This window comes from Taibaiella helva, assembly GCF_003545695.1.
Classification (GTDB): domain Bacteria; phylum Bacteroidota; class Bacteroidia; order Chitinophagales; family Chitinophagaceae; genus Taibaiella; species Taibaiella helva.
Genome location: NZ_QUZZ01000003.1, coordinates 511,675 through 528,280, shown reverse-complemented (window position 1 = coordinate 528,280; position 16,606 = coordinate 511,675). Strand labels below are relative to the sequence as shown.

At 52.8% G+C, this 16,606-nt stretch carries 19 protein-coding genes; 10 read left to right on the top strand and 9 right to left on the bottom strand.

The genetic code is table 11. The annotated features are described in order from the left end of the window. Window positions 1–31 precede the first annotated feature (31 nt). Window positions 32–601, bottom strand: coding sequence for a hypothetical protein (locus DZC79_RS07580; RefSeq protein WP_157976995.1), 570 nt, complete (start codon window positions 599–601; stop codon window positions 32–34). Window positions 602–702: 101 nt separating this feature from the next. Here DZC79_RS07580 and DZC79_RS07575 point away from each other — a divergent pair, with 101 nt between their 5' ends. The 3 genes from DZC79_RS07575 to DZC79_RS07565 are packed head-to-tail and all read left to right on the top strand — an operon-like array spanning window position 703 to window position 3,552. Beyond that, window positions 703–1,512, top strand: coding sequence for an aminotransferase class IV (locus DZC79_RS07575; protein ID WP_157976994.1), 810 nt, complete (start codon window positions 703–705; stop codon window positions 1,510–1,512). Further along, complete coding sequence (locus DZC79_RS07570) at window positions 1,509–2,807, top strand: cryptochrome/photolyase family protein (RefSeq protein WP_118950944.1); 1,299 nt, start codon at window positions 1,509–1,511, stop codon at window positions 2,805–2,807. The genes DZC79_RS07575 and DZC79_RS07570 overlap by 4 nt, the downstream gene beginning before the upstream one ends. Window positions 2,808–2,820: 13 nt before the next feature. Then, a complete protein-coding gene (locus tag DZC79_RS07565; protein WP_118950943.1) occupies window positions 2,821–3,552 on the top strand; it encodes an alpha/beta fold hydrolase in 732 nt (243 codons plus the stop codon). Between the two features lie 34 nt (window positions 3,553–3,586). Here DZC79_RS07565 and DZC79_RS07560 read toward each other — a convergent pair whose 3' ends face one another. Then, window positions 3,587–5,926 (bottom strand): ATP-dependent helicase, encoded by a 2,340-nt coding sequence (locus DZC79_RS07560; protein ID WP_118950942.1) that lies wholly within the window; start codon window positions 5,924–5,926, stop codon window positions 3,587–3,589. Window positions 5,927–6,145: 219 nt separating this feature from the next. Here DZC79_RS07560 and DZC79_RS07555 point away from each other — a divergent pair, with 219 nt between their 5' ends. Continuing rightward, window positions 6,146–6,505, top strand: coding sequence for a nuclear transport factor 2 family protein (locus DZC79_RS07555; RefSeq protein WP_118950941.1), 360 nt, complete (start codon window positions 6,146–6,148; stop codon window positions 6,503–6,505). 50 nt (window positions 6,506–6,555) lie between these two features. Here DZC79_RS07555 and DZC79_RS07550 read toward each other — a convergent pair whose 3' ends face one another. Then, the gene (locus DZC79_RS07550; protein ID WP_118950940.1) at window positions 6,556–6,771 is read right to left on the bottom strand and encodes a microviridin/marinostatin family tricyclic proteinase inhibitor; all 216 of its coding nucleotides are present in this window, start codon (window positions 6,769–6,771) and stop codon (window positions 6,556–6,558) included. Window positions 6,772–6,935: 164 nt separating this feature from the next. Here DZC79_RS07550 and DZC79_RS07545 point away from each other — a divergent pair, with 164 nt between their 5' ends. The 5 genes from DZC79_RS07545 (at window position 6,936) to mtaB (ending at window position 10,831) form a co-directional block, all read left to right on the top strand. Then, window positions 6,936–7,760 carry an alpha/beta hydrolase gene (locus tag DZC79_RS07545; RefSeq protein ID WP_118950939.1) on the top strand — a complete coding sequence of 275 codons (825 nt, stop codon included), beginning with the start codon at window positions 6,936–6,938 and terminating at the stop codon, window positions 7,758–7,760. 197 nt (window positions 7,761–7,957) lie between these two features. Beyond that, window positions 7,958–8,434, top strand: a complete 477-nt coding sequence (locus tag DZC79_RS07540; RefSeq protein WP_118950938.1) for a VOC family protein — start codon at window positions 7,958–7,960, stop codon at window positions 8,432–8,434. Between the two features lie 110 nt (window positions 8,435–8,544). Next, window positions 8,545–8,796 carry a GlsB/YeaQ/YmgE family stress response membrane protein gene (locus DZC79_RS07535; RefSeq protein ID WP_118950937.1) on the top strand — a complete coding sequence of 84 codons (252 nt, stop codon included), beginning with the start codon at window positions 8,545–8,547 and terminating at the stop codon, window positions 8,794–8,796. Window positions 8,797–8,873: 77 nt separating this feature from the next. Then, entirely contained in the window at window positions 8,874–9,458 is a 585-nt protein-coding gene (locus tag DZC79_RS07530) for a DUF6580 family putative transport protein (protein WP_118950936.1), read from the top strand. A 104-nt stretch (window positions 9,459–9,562) separates the two neighbouring features. Continuing rightward, on the top strand, window positions 9,563–10,831 hold the full coding sequence (gene mtaB, locus DZC79_RS07525) for a tRNA (N(6)-L-threonylcarbamoyladenosine(37)-C(2))-methylthiotransferase MtaB (RefSeq protein ID WP_232831785.1): 1,269 nt from the start codon (window positions 9,563–9,565) through the stop codon (window positions 10,829–10,831). Between the two features lie 51 nt (window positions 10,832–10,882). Here mtaB and feoB read toward each other — a convergent pair whose 3' ends face one another. The 3 genes from feoB to DZC79_RS07510 form a co-directional block, all read right to left on the bottom strand. Further along, the gene (gene feoB, locus DZC79_RS07520) at window positions 10,883–13,003 is read right to left on the bottom strand and encodes a ferrous iron transport protein B (protein WP_118950934.1); all 2,121 of its coding nucleotides are present in this window, start codon (window positions 13,001–13,003) and stop codon (window positions 10,883–10,885) included. A gap of 105 nt (window positions 13,004–13,108) precedes the next feature. Then, window positions 13,109–13,717, bottom strand: coding sequence for a 4'-phosphopantetheinyl transferase superfamily protein (locus DZC79_RS07515; protein ID WP_157976993.1), 609 nt, complete (start codon window positions 13,715–13,717; stop codon window positions 13,109–13,111). Window positions 13,718–13,757: 40 nt separating this feature from the next. Then, entirely contained in the window at window positions 13,758–14,054 is a 297-nt protein-coding gene (locus DZC79_RS07510; RefSeq protein WP_118950932.1) for a Dabb family protein, read from the bottom strand. Window positions 14,055–14,193: 139 nt separating this feature from the next. On the opposite strand from DZC79_RS07510, the gene DZC79_RS07505 reads away from it, so the two are divergent. After that, window positions 14,194–14,784, top strand: coding sequence for a NifU family protein (locus DZC79_RS07505; RefSeq protein ID WP_118950931.1), 591 nt, complete (start codon window positions 14,194–14,196; stop codon window positions 14,782–14,784). Window positions 14,785–14,851: 67 nt separating this feature from the next. Here the strand turns inward: DZC79_RS07505 and DZC79_RS07500 are convergent, their stop codons facing one another. From DZC79_RS07500 to gcvH, 3 genes are all read right to left on the bottom strand, one after another. Continuing rightward, window positions 14,852–15,571: a lysophospholipid acyltransferase family protein gene (locus tag DZC79_RS07500; RefSeq protein WP_157976992.1), complete on the bottom strand. Its 720-nt coding sequence runs from the start codon at window positions 15,569–15,571 to the stop codon at window positions 14,852–14,854. A gap of 14 nt (window positions 15,572–15,585) precedes the next feature. Continuing rightward, the gene (locus DZC79_RS07495; protein ID WP_118950929.1) at window positions 15,586–16,059 is read right to left on the bottom strand and encodes a hypothetical protein; all 474 of its coding nucleotides are present in this window, start codon (window positions 16,057–16,059) and stop codon (window positions 15,586–15,588) included. A gap of 114 nt (window positions 16,060–16,173) precedes the next feature. Then, window positions 16,174–16,551, bottom strand: a complete 378-nt coding sequence (gene gcvH, locus DZC79_RS07490) for a glycine cleavage system protein GcvH (RefSeq protein WP_118950928.1) — start codon at window positions 16,549–16,551, stop codon at window positions 16,174–16,176. Window positions 16,552–16,606: the final 55 nt, after the last annotated feature.

Genomic DNA, 16,606 nt, shown 5'->3' with positions numbered 1-16,606 from the left:
TAAGGCCTGCCCGGTGTCGTTTATGACTACATTACATCAAACGGAATCCTTTACCCTGCAGCACCGAGATATTGATCTCCAGCAGCACCCCATGCCGTCCGTAGCCCGGGAACAAGTCTTTATCGCGCAGCAGGAAATTGTGCAGATAATAGATACGCAGCAGGCCTGTAGCGAGTGAGAAACCGGCTTTGGGCGTGAGCATGACCGAGGTCTGCTTAAAATCGGTAAGCAGACCGGCATCCAGTCCGAGGTTGAAGCAAAGCAGCTCCTCACGGTCGATGGGAAAGACAGCAGCCTGCAGATCCAGCTTCGGCATAATCATCATATGTCGCCCGATATAGGTCATGATGCTGATATTGGCATCGTAATACCGGAACTTCGACTTATCGGGAATATAGCTGTAGCCGATCAGCCCGAGGTCGACGAGGAAATTGCGGGACATGCCCAGGCCCAGCTTGGGCAACACCTGGAAACCGGCGCTGGACGCTGGCTTTCGATCTGTAGTAGTAATAGCCGCCGCTTTCAGGCTGTCCTGCCGGGAAGCGGCCGGGAAGCAAAGCAACAGGCCGGCCAGGACCGGTATTCCGAACAAAAGACGCATAACATGCATTATATGTGCTGATGACAAACAAAGAGAGGAAAAGTTGCCCGCAAACGGAAACGAATGAGGTGCCCTATATTTGCTTACCAAACGCTATCCACATGCCCCTGCTGAACTATAATGGTGTGATCTGTTCCGACGAAGAGCCTTTGAGCGATGCCCGGAACCGGGCGCTTCGCTACGGAGAAGGCCTTATTGAAACCATGCTCTGGCAGCAAGGCCGGATAAGGTTCCAGGGCCTGCACGAACGAAGAGCGCAGGAAAGCCTTGCCTGTCTTGGCTTTCCGCACGCCGACCTGGAGGCCTGGCGAAAGGCGTTGCTGCGGACCGTCTCCGTCAACCCGGCAACCACTGCAGGCATTCTCAGAACACAGTTCTTCAGGGATGATCGCATGGACCTGTTGCAATACATGGTCGAGCTGCAGCCCCTGCCCGATACGCATGGCGCCTGGCCCGAAAGCGGTCTGCATACCGGTGTATGCAGGCAGGTAGTCAAAAGCCAGGATCACATTTCCCATTTAAAAACTACATCCCGGCTCAATTATATACTCGCAGCCAGAACGGCTGCGCAGCAGGGCTGGGACGATGCACTGCTGCTCAACCCGGCAGGCCGCATAGCAGAGAGCACCATATCCAATGTCTGGATCATCAGGGATAGCACTATGATCACGCCGCCATTAAGCGAGGGTTGCATTGCTGGTATTTTCCGTAGCTACCTGCTGGAATGTAGAACTGTGGCTGGCCTGGCAGTACGGGAAGCGCCGCTGGGTGAACCGGATCTGGAGGATGCCGATGAACTTTTCCTGACCAATGCCATAAGAGGAATCCAACCGGTGCACCGCTTCGGGGAACGGATCTATACTTCCGATCTGACCCGGGCCATTTTTGAAGACCTTAGCACCCGGCTATGAAAATCGCAGCATTCTGGTTCCGGCGCGACCTGCGCCTCGAAGACAACGCCGGGCTTTACCATGCCCTGAAAGGAGAACACCCCGTATTGCCGGTGTTTATATTCGACACCAATATTCTCGAAGAGCTGGAAGAAAAAGCGGACCGGAGGGTACAATTTATCCATCAGCATATCGTCGCGCTCGATAAGCAATTGCAGCAATGGGGTTCAGCCCTGGAGGTACACCACGGCACACCGGGCGAGGCCTTCGCCCAGCTCACCGCCAAGTATGACATTGCCTGCGTATACACCAATCGCGACTACGAGCCTTATGCCAGCCGGCGTGACGAAGAGATCGCCCGCTTCCTGAAGCAGCACGACATCGCTTTCCGCACCTTCAAGGACCAGGTTGTCTTCGACTACTCTGAAGTGGTTAAAGACGATGGCAAACCTTATACCGTATTTACGCCCTACAGTAAAAAATGGCTTTCCCTACTGACGGATGATCATTTGAGATCGTATTCTACCCTGAAGTACAAAGACCATTTTCACAAGGTTAATCATAAGGCCATACCCTCGCTGCAAAGCCTTGGCTTTACTGCAGGCAGGCAGGCATTTCCTCCCGAAGCGATAGACGAGGCCCTGATACGGCACTACAGCAAGACCCGCGATATTCCTGCCATAGAAGGCACCTCAAGGCTGGGCGTTCACCTGCGTTTTGGCACGATCAGCATCAGAACGTTGGCGCGCCGGGCGGGAGCCTTGAGTGAGACCTTCCTCTCAGAGCTCATCTGGCGCGAGTTCTTTATGATGATCCTCTGGCATTTTCCACGGGTGATCAACACTTCTTTCCGCGAGGAATACGACCGGATCAAATGGCGCAACCACGAAAAAGAATTTGAACGCTGGTGCACCGGGCAAACCGGCTACCCCATCGTCGATGCCGGCATGCGTCAGCTGAACGCTACCGGTTTTATGCATAACCGCGTGCGCATGATCGCTGCCAGCTTCCTTACGAAGCACCTGCTGATCGACTGGCGCTGGGGAGAAGCTTACTTTGCCAAAAAGCTGCTCGACTACGACCTTGCCGCCAACAACGGCAACTGGCAGTGGGCCGCAGGCTGCGGCTGCGACGCTGCCCCTTATTTTCGTATCTTCAGCCCGCAAAGGCAGACCGAAAAGTTTGATCCCGGTGGTCAGTACCTGAAGGCATGGCTCCCCGACCTGGGCAGCGAAGACTACCCGGAACCTATGGTAGACCATACGGTAGCCCGCGAGCGCTGCCTGGCTGCTTATAAGAAAGCCTTGCAACGATAAACGTTACACTGATATGAAAGACCTTATCTTGCTTCATGGCGCGCTGGGCCATACACAGCACTTCGATCCCTGTATGAGCTGGCTGCAGCAGCATTTCAAGGTACACACTTTCCTGTTTGCAGGGCATGGCGGCACAGCACTGCCGGGGAACGACTTAAAGATAGACGACTATGTGCGGCAGCTGGAACAATATTGCGCACAGCAACAGCTGCAGCAGTTCGACGTCTTTGGCTACAGCATGGGTGGCTATGTGGCGCTGTGCTATGCACTGCGGCATCCGGGCACTATCGGTTCGCTGCTGACCTTAGCCACCAAGCTCAGCTGGACGGTCGAAGGCGCAGCGAAAGAAACACAGATGCTGCAGCCCGACAAGATCGCGGAAAAGATACCCAAATACGCGGCGCAGCTGGCCACTTTGCATGGCGAGCAGGAATGGCGCATGCTGCTACCCGCGATAGCCGGTATGATGAACGACCTCGGCGCGCATCCCTTGCTGGATGCTGCGGGCTACGCGAACATATCCGCCAGGATACAGCTGATGGTAGGCGATAAGGATAACATGGTGAGCCTTGATGAAACCCTTGCCGCAGCCCGGCTGATCCCCGGCGCCCGCCTGGCAGTGCTGCCTGAGACCAGGCATCCTTTGGAACAAGTACGCCCTGAGCTGCTGATGAGCCTGATGAAAGATTTCTGGAACCATTCTATTCAAAGAGCGCCCCGGCTTATAAGCCGGGGCGCTCTTTGAATAGAATGGTTATCGCTTAAGCACACTGTTATTGCTATGAGAGGATCATCAGCTTGGCATAAGCCAGCATGATCTTCTTGTCGCCGCCGCCGGTGGGAAAGCTGATCGTTGCAATACGGTTATGCGCGCCACCTTCCAGCTTTTTGATAGTACCGATACCGAACTTCTGGTGCTCTACGCGCATGCCTTCTTCCATATCTTCCGGATCGCTGGCCGTAAAGTTAGCCGAAGGCACATGAGTAGTTATCTGCGCCTGGGCCTGCTTCTGGGCCATCACCCGCGCTACATCGCTGGTACCGCCGGACGCTGCCGGACGCGCCTGCTGGGGCGCCTTTTCCCTGGGGGTGAAAGTCCTTTGCTGCGCAGCCGCATTACGCGCCACAGCGCCGGTACGGGCGCCGGCCAGGCCGGCAAAGCTGCGGTCGATGTACTCCTGCGGCACCTCGTCGATGAAACGGCTGGGCTCGTTCTGCACCAGCGAGCCAAAGCGGTAGCGGCTGTTGGCAAAGCTGAGCCACAAGCGGTGCTTGGCCCTGGTGATCACCACGTAAAACAGGCGACGTTCTTCTTCCAGGTCTTCCCGGTCGTAAAGGCTCATTGCCGAAGGGAAGATATTTTCTTCCAGGCCCACGGCAAATACACAGGGAAACTCCAGGCCCTTCGCCGCATGAATAGTCATCAGCTTTACTACATCCTGGTCTTCATCACCATTTTTGTCCGCATCCGTCAGCAAGGTAATGTTCTGCAGGTAGGTGCCGAGACTTTTATCGGTCAGCTCGCCTTCTTCATCAGGCGTTTCGGTGTACTCCTTGATGGCGTTCAGCAATTCCTGCACGTTCTCGTAGCGGGCAAGGCCTTCCACCGACTTATCGTTATACAGCTCTTTGACCAGGTTGGTATGCTTGCCTACAGTGAAAGCGACTTCATAGGCATCCGACTTGGTCAGCATAGCCTGGAAGCTTCTGATCATGATGACAAACTGTTCGATCGCGGCTGCTGCCGCACCTTTGAGACCCGCCAGCTGCGGTTGCTGCAAGGCATCCCAGAAGGTGATGTTCTGTTCATTGGCGACGATAATAACCCGCTCCATGCTGGTTTTACCGATACCCCTCACGGGATAGTTGATGATCCGCTTCAATGCTTCTTCATCCTGGGGGTTGACCACCACGCGGAGATAAGCGACGAAGTCTTTGATCTCCTTACGCTGATAAAACGACAGGCCGCCGAAAATACGGTAAGGAATATTGAGCCGGCGCAGGCTTTCCTCGAAGGAGCGGCTTTGCGCATTGGTCCGGTACAGGATCGCAAAATCTTTATTGTGATAATGATTGCGCAACTTCTGCTCGGCTATGGCATCGGCCACGAAGCGGCCTTCGTCGTTGTCAGTAAGCGTGCGCACCAGCTTCAGCTTTTCGCCTTCGCCATTATCGGTCCACAGGTTTTTGGGGATCTGGTTCTTATTCAGCCCGATTACCTTATTGGCCACGTTGAGTATGTTCTGAGTGCTGCGATAGTTCTGCTCCAGCTTCACCACTTTAGCGCCTTCATAGTCCTTCTGGAATTTCAGGATGTTCTCGATGGTGGCGCCGCGGAAGGAGTAAATGCTTTGCGCATCGTCGCCCACCACGCAAATGTTCTCGTGTACAGCACCCAGCATTTTAATGATCTGGTACTGCGCAATATTGGTATCCTGGTACTCATCAATAAGAATGTAGCGGAACTTATGCTGGTACTTGGCCAGCACATCGGGATGCTTCACCAATAGCTCATACATCTTGAACAGCAGGTCGTCAAAATCCATAGCGCCGTTGCGGAAACAGCGGGCTGCATACTGGGCATACAGCTGGCCCAGCAAGGGGCGTCCGCTGCGGGCATCCTCCTGCTGGATAAAATGGTCCTGCATATATTCAATGGGACCCATCAGGTTGTTTTTGGCAGCAGAGATACGTCCGTATACATACTGCGGCTTGTACAGCTTGTCGTCCAGGTTATTTTCATTGATCACGCTCTTCAGCAGGCTCTTGGCATCGTCTGAATCGTAGATCGTAAAGCTGTTGGGATAACCGATCTTATGCGCTTCCGCACGCAGGATACGGGCGAATACGGAGTGGAAGGTACCGATATACAGGTTCCGGGCCTCGTTGTTACCCAGTATCTTTTCAATACGCTCCTTCATTTCGGCGGCAGCCTTATTGGTAAAGGTGAGCGCCAGTATATTGAACGCATCGATACCCTGTTTCATCAGGTGGGCGATACGCGTAGTGAGCACTTTTGTTTTACCGCTGCCGGCGCCCGCTACGATCATCAGCGGCCCGTCCATATGCGCAGCAGCCTCTCTTTGCTTCTCATTCAGTTCTTTTAAATAATCCTGCATAGAGCGCGAAGTTACGGAGGAAATTCTGCATCGGCAGGAGCAGGTTATCCCCATATAGAGAGAACACATGCCAATTGAATCCCATACGATTATCCTGACCCCGGCGTGCTTAACTTTGGGGTAAACTCGGAAATAAACGGCTCTTACTATCCCAATATAGGAAATGGACCGAAGCTTATTTGTTTCTGATATCGGGATAATCAGCTAAACGGAAATATTATGCATGAAAACAAAACACCCCGGCAATTGATCGAACAATGGGTAGCCGCCTTCAACCGCGGCGATGCCGACACCCTGGAAAGCCTTTATGCGGAACAGGCGGTCAACCACCAGATGCCCAATGAGCCTGTGAACGGCAAAGCCGCTATTGGCCGTATGTTCCGCGGAGAGTTTGCCGCCGCACCGGAAATGCATTGTATCCCTGTACAGATCATCGCAGAAGGTAGCTGGGCCGTACTGGAATGGCACGATCCGAAAGGCTTTGGCGGCTGCGGATTCTTCGAGATCAAAGAAGGATTGATCCATACCCAGCGGGGCTACTGGGACAAGCTGACCTTTATGAAGCTTTATGAGCTGTAAATGCAAAAAAAGACCGCCCGGCAGGCGGCCCCGGTCACTTCAATGACAGTTTAAGATAGCTCTCCATTGTCGTGATCGCTGTCGGAAGGATAAGCCATGGTTACCTCATCGGAATCCGTAGGATATTTCCCGGTTGTAAATTCATCGTTATCCGAGGGATGCTTCAGGGTTACATAAGGATTGTCTCCGCCTTGCAGTGTTTCCTGCTTTACCTGGCTTTCCAGGAAAAGGGAAAAGAAGGGCTTGCCGCTTTGTTGCTTCTTCATAATGGATCGATTTAATAAGATTAAGGAATACAAATTTACCGGGCTTCACTGCAGGAATGGTGCAGTGCGCTTAGTGGTGAACCGGCTTTTTCCTGACAGAAATTGCGCTTACTTTTGGGGCTGCGCTACCGGCGTCGCCGGAGTCTTCACCAATCGACCTTTAAATGAATAAGCTACTGTTTTTTTTGCTGCTCTTTGCCGCCGGACAGGGATTTGCCCAGCAGGCGCCTTCTACCAGGCCTTTTGCTATAGGAGTGATCGACTCGCTTCGCTCGGGCATCCTGGGTGAGACACGCCCGCTGAATATTTATCTCCCGGCCAGCTACGGGCAAGACCTCAAGGCAACTTATCCCGTTATTTACCTGCTCGATGGCTCAGCCGATGAAGATTTCATTCATATCGCCGGGCTGGTGCAATACTATAATTTTCCCTGGATCAACCGCTTTCCCGAATCCATCGTGGTTGGTATCGCCAATACCAACCGCAAGCGCGATTTCACCTTTGCCGTTCCAAACCTCGATTTCCTGAAGGCGATGAACTTCGATAAATCGTTGTTCCCTGCCTATGGTGGCTCCGCCGCATTCATGGACTTTATCCAAAAAGAGCTGCAACCCTATGTTGCCGCACACTATCGCACAACATCCGGCAAAACGCTGATCGGTCAATCGCTTGGCGGCCTGCTGGCTACGGAGATCCTGCTGAAAAGGACCAGCCTGTTCGATACCTATATCCTGATCAGCCCCAGCCTGTGGTGGGGCGCCGAAGCCCTGCTGCAGCAGAAGCCGGCCCCCGGCAAGCCCAGGGTTTACCTGGCTATCGGTAACGAGGGAACGATTATGGTCTCCGATGCCAGGAGGCTGTCGTCATGGCTGAAGCAAAACGGTATTCCCGTCCTCTTCGACTACATGGGCGACGAAGACCACGCCACGATAGGCCACCAGGCAGTCATGAATGCCTTCAAGCGGCTTTATCCTGCACCGAAACACTAAACACACCCTATCCCACAACACCATGCAGCTTACATTATTCTGCTGAGCCTGATAGCAGCCTGTATATACTTTCCCCGCCTTGGGGGGACTGTCCACAAATGACCTTATATTGTCGCAATCACACCGCAAACGACGAGGGACAGGGTATTACTTTTGCAGGATCAGCTCATTTTTGAAACCTGCTAAAACAAAATAACATGAACACCCTGGGAAACAACACACAAAAAATTGTCACCTTTTTATGGTTCAACGATCAGGCCGAAGAGGCCATGAACCTGTACACCAACCTTTTCAATGATTCGAAGATCCTATCGGTCAACCGTATGGGAGAAAAGGTGCTGACCGCTACCTTTGAGCTGGCCGGACAACAATTCATTGCGCTCAACGGCGGGCCGCAGTTCCCCTTCACAGAGGCGGTATCGTTGTTCATCAAATGCGACAGCCAGGAAGAAGTAGATTTTTTCTGGAACAAGCTCACTGCCGACGGTGGCCAGGAAGGCCGCTGCGGATGGCTGAAGGATAAATTCGGCCTTTCCTGGCAGGTAGTGCCTACCCGGATGGGCGAGCTGCTGGGCGATCCCGATCCGGCAAGGGCAGGCCGGGCCATGCAGGCCATGATGCAGATGAACAAGCTCGATATCGCCGCATTGGAAAAAGCAGCGAACGGAGCATAGATTTTTTCCGCATATAAAAACGGGATGCCTGGCTTTGCTTTTCAGCACTGCAGCATCCCGTTTTTTTTGCTTGACCAGATTTTTCTATTTTTATTCCAAATTCAATTTATATGGCTATCGGTTCCTGGATCATTTTCGGCCTGCTGGCCGGCATTATTGCCAAACTGATCATGCCCGGCAAAAATCCCCAGGGTTGTATCATTACTATTGTACTGGGCATCCTGGGCGCTATGGTAGGCGGCTTTATCGGCACGCGCATCGGCTGGGGCACTGTAAAAGGCTTCGACCTGCGTAGCTTCGGCCTGGCCGTAGGCGGCGCGTTACTGCTGCTCTTTGTCTACCAGGGCTTCCGGGGCAAATAGGCCGCTATACCCTTATCAGGAGAACCGTTTCCTTTTTGCTCAAAAAGGATTAATTTTGCTGCATAATTGTCTTAAAGATGAAAGAAAAGAACAATCTCCGTATTATCTTCCTTTGCGCTGCGCTAATCCTGGTTGCGGCTATTTCCCGTATCGTCAATGCGGAAACTCATTGGTATAACTTCGGACCCCTGGTTGCTATCAGCCTGTTCAGCGGCGCTATCCTGAAAAACAAGACAGCAGCTTACCTGATGCCCCTGGCAGCCTATTTCCTTTCAGACCTTTATCTTCAGTTGGTGCACCACAACGGATTTTATGGTGTGAGCCAGTTCTTCGTCTACGGAGGTATGGTGCTGGTCGTATTCCTCGGCACCCTGATGCGTAAGGTCAATGCACTTAAAGTGCTGGGCTTTACTATTGGCGGCTCACTACTGTTCTGGCTCATATCCAATTTCGGTGTATTTGTGAGCGGCTATTACGGTCCCGGTCTGAGCGGTTTATCTGCGACCTACCTGGCCGCCATTCCTTTTTACAATCAGGACGGCGTAGGTACAGAGCTGTTTTTTAATGCAATCATCGGCGACCTGATCTTCAGTGGTGTTTTGTTCGGCGCCTACGCTTTGCTGAAGAACAAAGTAACAGCATCAAGGGCTATTGCCAGATAATTTGTCTATTCGTATTTCTCATTATAACAACGCAGATTATTTTTCCCGGAAAAGTAATCTGCGTTATGCTTAAAAGGCCTGTCGTGGCCGATAAACGATCAACAGTGAAATCAGTAGCGTTCCATACCTTAGGCTGCAAGCTGAACTTCTCCGAAACCTCCACGTTGAGCAGAACGCTGGAGGCGGAAGGTTTCTTGAAGAAAGAATTTGAAGAGGAGGCCGATGTGTACGTGATCAATACCTGCTCGGTAACCGAAAACGCCGATAAGGAGTGCCGGCAGCTGGTGCGTCGCATCCAGCGCCGCGCCCCCGAATCCCTGGTAGTGATCACAGGCTGCTACGCCCAGCTGAAGCCGCAGGAGATCGCTTCCATTCCCGGTGTAGACCTGGTGCTGGGCGCGGCGGAAAAATTCAATATTGCCGAGCACCTGCGCGAGCTGTCAAAAGGGGACAGCGCCAAAATATGCAGCTGCGAGATCGAGGATGTGGAAGGCTTTCACGCGTCCTATTCCGTCAACGACCGCACCCGCACGTTCCTCAAAGTGCAGGACGGCTGCGATTACAACTGCAGCTTCTGCACCATCCCGCTGGCTCGCGGCCACAGCCGCAGCGACAGCATCGAAGGTGTATTGGAAAATGTGAAAGCGCTATCGCAATCAGGCACCCGCGAGATCGTGCTTACCGGCATCAACCTCGGCGATTTCGGCAAAGGCACTCATGGCGGCAAAAAACGTGAGGAGACTTTCTTTGAGCTGATACAGGAGCTGGATGCTACCGATGGTATCGATCGCTACCGCATCTCTTCCATTGAACCCAACCTGCTCAGCAACGAGATCATCGATTTTGTAGCGCAAAGCCGGCGGTTCATGCCTCATTTCCATATTCCGCTGCAGAGCGGTAGCAATGAAGTGCTGGGCCAGATGCGCCGCCGTTACCGCCGGGAGCTCTACGCCGATCGCGTGGCCCGCATCAAGGAGCTGATGCCGCATTGCTGCATCGGTGTCGATGTGATCGTAGGCTTCCCCGGAGAGACCGAAGAGCTGTTCCGTGAAACGTTCGATTTCCTGCACCAGCTCGATGTTTCCTACTTCCACGTATTTACCTACTCCGAAAGGGCCAATACACTGGCTGTAGATATGCCCGGCGCAGTACCCATGCACATCCGCCAGGAGCGGAACAAAGTGCTGCGCAACCTTTCCTACCAGAAGATGCAATACTTCACGCAGCAGCAGATGGGCGCCAAACGCGCTGTGCTGTTTGAAAGCGCTGAAAAAAGCGGCATGATGGAAGGCTTTACCGACAACTATATCAAAGTAAGAACACCTTACCGGGAAGAATGGGTAAATGAGATCGTAGACTGGGAGCTGCGGTAGGTGGTTTTTTCGGCCGGGACGCACAGCCAACACCTTCCCGATAAGAAACCGTTACTTAAAGACCTGGTACACCAGCAGGGCCGCGAGATAAGCCAGGCCGGTCATATAGGCCAGCTGGACCAGGGGCCATTTCCAGCTGCGGGTCTCTCTTTTTACAATCGCGATGGTGCTCATGCATTGCATGGCAAAGGCATAAAAGATCATCAGCGAAAGCCCGGTGGCTAAGGTATAGACCTTCGTTCCATCGGCACGGCGGGCGTTGGCCATTTTCTGCCGCAGCGGCATACTGGTTTCATCTGCGCCGCCGACGCTGTACAAAGTAGCCATTGTACCCACAAATACTTCCCTGGCGGCGAATGAAGAAATGAGGGCTATCCCCATTTTCCAATCATAGCCCAGCGGCCTGATCACCGGCTCTATTGTCTTACCCAGGATACCGGCATAGGATTGCTCCAGCTTGTCTGAAGCTTTCTGCTCCTCCTGCTCTATCGTCAGCTTACCGCCATTGCTTGTGTTGAGCGCTGTATAATGTTCTTCAACGGCTTTCATTTTGCCGGGCGGTCCGTAAGTGGCCAGGGCCCAGAGCACCAATGCGATGACCAGGATCACCTTACCGGCATCGGTTACGAAGATGCGGGCCTTTTCATACATGGTGATCAGGGCGTTCTTCCAGCGCGGAGCGCGGTACACGGGCAGCTCCATCAAAAAGATGCTGTGCTCGCGGCTTTTCATGACCCAGCTCATGACCTTGGCAACGACCAGCGCCATAAAAAAGCCGAGCAGGTACAAGCCCATCATCACCAGGGCCTGTAGCTTAAATACGCCCAGCAGCATCGTATCGGGTATGACCAGCGCAATGAGGATCACATAGATGGGCAAGCGCGCAGAGCAGCTCATCAGAGGGGTCACTAATATGGTAATCAGGCGTTCTTTCCGGTTTTCGATCGTACGTGCCGCCATTACCGCGGGAATGGCGCAGGCCATGCCGCTGATCAGGGGCATTACGGAGCGGCCGTTGAGCCCGGCCGAGCGCATCAGGCGGTCAGTCAGGAAGCTGATACGGGCCATGTAGCCGCTGTCTTCCAATAAGGTGATGATCCCGAACAGCAAGGCAATCTGCGGCACAAATACGGCTATCCCTCCGATCCCGGCTACGAGGCCATTGACCAGCAGGTCGCTCCACCAGGCTTCGGGCAACCCCCGCGACAAACTACCCTGCAGCCAGGCAAAACCGCCTTCAATCCAACCCATGGGAAATTCAGCCAGCCAGAAGACACACTGGAACATGAGGAACAGCACCACCAGCAGGATTACATTGCCCCATACACGATGCAGCAGCACTTTATCCAGCCGCTCGGTAAAGAGCTGCTTCTTTAAAGGGCTTTCCTCTACTACAGTGCGCTGCATGATGCGGCTGATGCGCTCGTAACGCAACATCACTTCTTCGGCCTGTACTTTTCCTTTATGGAAGGCATGATGGCTGAGCGCCGACTGGATCTGCGCCTGCTGCCCGTTGCTGAGGAAGTCTATTTTATCCACACCCGAAGCCAGGTGCAGGGCGCCGTAATCGCTTTCCACACCCGACAATTCTTTCACAGCCTTTATCGCATGCGCCGCCAGCATTCCCACCGGCACGAAATCGTTCTGTGGCTGAAAAGTGCTCTGCTGCACCTGGACGATCACCTTTTTAAGATGGTTGAGCCCTTTATTCTTCCTGGGATTGACGACGACTACGGGCACGCCCATTTCCCGCTCCAGTCCTTTCACATCGATGGTGATGCCCTTTTGACGGGCAATGTCCATCATGGTCAGTACGATGATGACCGGGAGCTTGAGGTCGATGATCTGGGAACAGAAAAGAAGATTGCGTTTCAGGTTGGAAGCGTCGGCTACAACGAGGGTAAGGTCGGGACGGTCTTTACCGGCGGGGTTCAGCAGCACTTCATAGGCCACGTATTCATCTGCGCTTTTGGGATACAAACTGTAAGTGCCCGGCAGGTCGATGATACGGGCCTGAAGCTCCGGCGTCAGCACAGCACGGCCTGTCTTTTTATCTACCGTGACGCCGGGAAAGTTGCCCACTTTCTGATTCAGACCGGTAAGGGCATTGAATAAGGAGCTTTTCCCGCTGTTCGGATTTCCGGCTAATGCTATCTTGTACGTTCCTGTCATGAAGCTGTGGCGCGCAAAGGTACTAAATAGATGAGGCCAAAATCCAGCCGCAGCAGAGAAATGACAATTGTATGATAAAGTTGCATACCACTGAGAACAAGGCTGCTATACCGTTACCGACCAGGCAAAATCGGCTTCTATACCCCCATGCAGGTGAATATGCACAGCCGGCTCTTCGCGCAGGAATTCCATTTTAATCGTCGCCATTGTCCCATCGACCTGCATTTCACGGATGGGCATATGCCGGATGAAGTCGACTGCGCCCAGGCCGTAACGCTTGAAGGCGGCCTCTTTCGCCGCCCAGGCCAGGGTAATGCGCGCGGTATGGTTATCGCAAAGCGCCTGCTCTTCGGGCGACAGGAATTTATACTGGATCTTCACGATCTTTTCCTGCAGGGTTTGCACATCGATGCCCACGTCGCTGCCCGATACCGCTACGCCGACAAAGGGAAAAGAATGAGATATGGAAAAACAGGGGCCGTTGCCCCGAAAAAAAGGCTTTCCCAGGTGACTGACTTCAATCTGGTTCAGGGAAGCGCCCGGCAAAAGGTACCGGAGCAGGAAACGCCCCGCCAGGTGCTCCAGCCGGCGCACAGCACTTTTTTTATCGGATTGCAATCCCGTTCCCTCTTCAAAAAAGGACTCCGGCTCTTCGATCTTCCAGATAGCAACGCGAATATCCTTTCCCGGCTGCCATTCCTGATACATGGGCATGGCGCAAAGATAGCACATTACAACGCAAGGGCGGAGCCGGTCAGATGGCATCATAGATCACCACCCGCTCAAAGCTGGGACTGAAGCGGGCCAGGAAGGCCTTATGTACCGGATCGACCTGGTAAGCATCGTGCGCAGCCAAATCTTCAAAAAAGATCAGCAGGGAGAAAGTATAGCTGCGATCGACCACGGCACGGTCAATGGCCGAAGGCGTACCGATGTGAAAGCTCTTTACCGAACCGATGTCCTCCAGGGACTGCAAACCTTCACGAAAGGCCTGCTTTTCAGCGTCTGAAGTATCGGGCTTCAGCCAGAACAGAACATGATGTGCCAGCATTTTTCTTTTTTACGCCAAAAATAGCCGATTACAGGACTAAGAACGCGGACTGCTATCAATTTCTTCTTTTATACTATCACGATTGTTTCGCTTGCCGGATGATTGTATTCCGTACCTTTGCCGTACAAATGCTATAATTATGTTGAAAACCGGAAGCACTATCGTAAGCATATATACCGAGATGACTCCTAACCCGGAGACCATGAAGTTTGTCGCCAACAAGCTGTTGTACCCCGGCAAAAGCATCGACTTCCCCGAGGAAAAGGATGCCGCTCCTTCGCCCCTGGCCCAGGAGCTCTTCGGCTTTCCCTTTGTACGTGGTGTCTTTATCGCCAGCAATTTCGTCACCCTCACCAAAACGCCCGAAACCCTTTGGGAAGAGGTGATCCCTTCCATCCGCCAGTTCCTGAAGAACTACCTGGAAGAAGGAAAAGCAGTGATCAATGAAGAGCTGGTGCCGGCGAAAGAACCGGATTACGTGGTAAATGCCGACGACAAAGATGTGGTGGAACGCATTAAGGAAATGCTGGAAAACTATGTGAAGCCTGCAGTAGAAATGGATGGTGGTGCGATCAGCTTCCGCGGTTATGATGATGGTGTGGTGAAGCTGATGCTGCAAGGCAGCTGCTCCGGCTGTCCTTCATCTATGATCACCCTGAAATCGGGCATCGAAGGCATGATGAAGAGAATGATCCCCGAAGTGAAAGAAGTAGTAGCAGAAGCAGAGTAATATATTCCAATAAAAAAAACGAGAAGTCAAGTTTTGATCAAAACTTGACTTCTCGTTTTTTTTATCCCTATTCCGCGTCCCGCTTAGCCGCCCACATCATGTCAAACACTTTCTGCTTCAGGCCGGCAATATCATCGACAGCAAAATTGTCTACGGCAACTTCAGGCAGAAAGATCGCCCGGTTGACGCCCGGCGACCAGCTCCAGAAGCTGCGGTAGTGCCAGCGTTTCACCGCATCGGGGAACACCACCGGCAAAATAGGCGTCCGTGTACGCAGCGCCAGCCGGAAAGCCCCGTCATAAAAGAACTTCAGCGGATCGGCCGTTTCATTAAAGGTCCCTTCGGGAAAAATAAAAATGCTGCCTTCGCGCTGCAGGGTACGGCGCAGCATGTGCACGCTCCTGTATTTGCTTTTAGCATCATTGCGGTCGACCAGCACGGCCATTTGCCGGTACAGGAAACCAAAAAGCGGGATGCTTGCCAGCTCCTTTTTGGCCAGCGGCCGCACAAAGAAAGGGATCGCGCGAAAGATCAGCGGCGTGTCAATATAGGAGGCATGATTGGCAACCACGATATAAGGCTTTCCTTTTACCGGTCTTTGCTGATAGATACGCCTGACCGGCATGCCGATCAGGAAGAACCATACATAGCTCCAGCCCCGGATCAGCTGCCATATGGCTTTCCTGCCCCAGCTTTTAAAGAGGCTGAGCAGCAGGAAAAAAGGAAAAAGCAAAAGGAAAAGGGCCACAAACCACACCATGGCCCAGATCACATACAGGTAACGCATGCAAGACTCGTTCGTTAAGCACCAGGCATCCATCCGCGGCCCAGCGCCTCGCGGAAGGGCCAGGGTATAGTAACCAGGATCAGTATCAGCGCAATAAGGAAGCACCAGAAAGCTTTATTGAACTTCTTCTGGTCGCTGACAGCTTTCTTAGTGGCGGAGTAGCCGATATGCACCAGGATCACGCTGATGAGCATCCCCAGCAGGTGTTCTACTGCGAAGAAACGCAGGGCTTTATCGTGCATCACCACACCCATATCGTTGTTCTTCAGGCTGGCAAATCCCCATACCGGGCTGCTGAAATACAGGTACAGGCCGATCAGCAGCTGAAGGTCCATAACGATGAGAAAGAACAGCGCCGGGCGCTTATCGGAAGGGGAGAAGGCTTTGCCGCCTTTCCTGCCCGAGGCCATTTTAATGATCGCCCAAAGGGCCACAATCAATACGATCCAGCGTAGGATGGCGTGCAGGTGCAACATTCCGGTATGCATAAGCCAATGCGTTTTAAAAGCGTTTGAAGAAAAGGGTATTTACAAAATCAGCATAAAAAGCATGCTGGTACATCCTCTTTATGCTGAAAAGATATTGCGTTGAGAAAGCAGGTGCTATCCTACCAGGGCTTCATAAGCTTTGGCATCCAGCAATGTTTCCACATCTGCGGGATTGCTTACCTGCATTTTGATCATCCATCCGCTGCCATAGGGATCCTGGTTCACCGACTCGGGCGCACCGCTCAGACCGCTGTTCACCTCAGTAATCTTACCGCCAACCGGCAGATACAGGTCAGATACTGTTTTTACCGCTTCTACAGAACCGAATACATCGCCGGCATTGAGGGCCTGGCCTACCGTTTCGATCTCTACATAAACGATATCGCCCAGCTCGCGCTGTGCAAATTCAGTGATGCCTACAGTGGCGGTATCTCCTTCGAGCAACACCCATTCGTGTTCTTTGGTGTATTTCAGATTTTCAGGAAAATTCATTTCTGTTCAATTTTTTATGGGGCGAAAATAAGCGAAAAAAATCACAAAGCGACAA

Excerpts from the sequence above, each read along its gene's own strand:
- DZC79_RS07580 (WP_157976995.1), bottom strand. The coding sequence starts at position 601 with ATGCGTCTTTTGTTCGGAATACCGGTCCTGGCCGGCCTGTTGCTTTGC.
- DZC79_RS07575 (WP_157976994.1), top strand. The coding sequence starts at position 703 with ATGCCCCTGCTGAACTATAATGGTGTGATCTGTTCCGACGAAGAGCCT.
- DZC79_RS07570 (WP_118950944.1), top strand. The coding sequence starts at position 1,509 with ATGAAAATCGCAGCATTCTGGTTCCGGCGCGACCTGCGCCTCGAAGAC.
- DZC79_RS07565 (WP_118950943.1), top strand. The coding sequence starts at position 2,821 with ATGAAAGACCTTATCTTGCTTCATGGCGCGCTGGGCCATACACAGCAC.
- DZC79_RS07560 (WP_118950942.1), bottom strand. The coding sequence starts at position 5,926 with ATGCAGGATTATTTAAAAGAACTGAATGAGAAGCAAAGAGAGGCTGCT.
- DZC79_RS07555 (WP_118950941.1), top strand. The coding sequence starts at position 6,146 with ATGCATGAAAACAAAACACCCCGGCAATTGATCGAACAATGGGTAGCC.
- DZC79_RS07550 (WP_118950940.1), bottom strand. The coding sequence starts at position 6,771 with ATGAAGAAGCAACAAAGCGGCAAGCCCTTCTTTTCCCTTTTCCTGGAA.
- DZC79_RS07545 (WP_118950939.1), top strand. The coding sequence starts at position 6,936 with ATGAATAAGCTACTGTTTTTTTTGCTGCTCTTTGCCGCCGGACAGGGA.
- DZC79_RS07540 (WP_118950938.1), top strand. The coding sequence starts at position 7,958 with ATGAACACCCTGGGAAACAACACACAAAAAATTGTCACCTTTTTATGG.
- DZC79_RS07535 (WP_118950937.1), top strand. The coding sequence starts at position 8,545 with ATGGCTATCGGTTCCTGGATCATTTTCGGCCTGCTGGCCGGCATTATT.
- DZC79_RS07530 (WP_118950936.1), top strand. The coding sequence starts at position 8,874 with ATGAAAGAAAAGAACAATCTCCGTATTATCTTCCTTTGCGCTGCGCTA.
- feoB (WP_118950934.1), bottom strand. The coding sequence starts at position 13,003 with ATGACAGGAACGTACAAGATAGCATTAGCCGGAAATCCGAACAGCGGG.
- DZC79_RS07515 (WP_157976993.1), bottom strand. The coding sequence starts at position 13,717 with ATGCCCATGTATCAGGAATGGCAGCCGGGAAAGGATATTCGCGTTGCT.
- DZC79_RS07510 (WP_118950932.1), bottom strand. The coding sequence starts at position 14,054 with ATGCTGGCACATCATGTTCTGTTCTGGCTGAAGCCCGATACTTCAGAC.
- DZC79_RS07505 (WP_118950931.1), top strand. The coding sequence starts at position 14,194 with ATGTTGAAAACCGGAAGCACTATCGTAAGCATATATACCGAGATGACT.
- DZC79_RS07500 (WP_157976992.1), bottom strand. The coding sequence starts at position 15,571 with ATGCGTTACCTGTATGTGATCTGGGCCATGGTGTGGTTTGTGGCCCTT.
- DZC79_RS07495 (WP_118950929.1), bottom strand. The coding sequence starts at position 16,059 with ATGCATACCGGAATGTTGCACCTGCACGCCATCCTACGCTGGATCGTA.
- gcvH (WP_118950928.1), bottom strand. The coding sequence starts at position 16,551 with ATGAATTTTCCTGAAAATCTGAAATACACCAAAGAACACGAATGGGTG.